This is a genomic window from Polaromonas sp. P4_H1 (assembly GCF_056400945.1).
On sequence record NZ_JBFUKG010000171.1, the window covers coordinates 1 to 501 of the forward strand.

Annotated in this window: 1 protein-coding gene; it reads left to right on the plus strand. The window is 58.3% G+C overall.

The features are described 5' to 3' along the window. Nucleotides 1-48 precede the first annotated feature (48 nt). A partial coding sequence (locus AC1DS5_RS25710; protein ID WP_477721068.1) for a hypothetical protein occupies nucleotides 49-501 on the plus strand: 453 nt, incomplete at its 3' end.

Sequence of the window (501 nt, forward strand, 5' to 3'; positions counted from 1 at the left end):
CTGTTCCATGTGCCCTTGCGCCGGTCATTGCCAATCGAAGGACCATTCATGCCCGAGCTCGCCGAACTGATGGACAAGTTGAAGGGCGTGGAGGCCGAGATCGAGGCCGAGCTGACCCGCCGGCGGGAAGAGCTGCGCTTCCGTTTCGAGCGGCGCAAGATTGTCTTCGAGCAGGATATCGAGAAGCTGCAGCGCGCCATCAAGGTGGGCGCGTCAAAATACTTCTTCAACGCTAACCCGCTGATCGTGTTGTCCGCTCCCGTGATCTATTCACTGATCATCCCCTTCGTACTGATCGATCTCTGGGTGATGGCCTATCAGGCGGTGTGCTTTCCGATTTATGGCATCCCCAAGGTGCGGCGGCGCGACTATCTGGTGTTCGACCGGCATCACCTTGCCTATCTCAACATCATCGAGAAGGTGAACTGCGCCTATTGCTCATACTGTAACGGCGTGGCCGCCTTCGTGCGCGAGGTTGCCGCGCGCACCGAGGTTTATTGG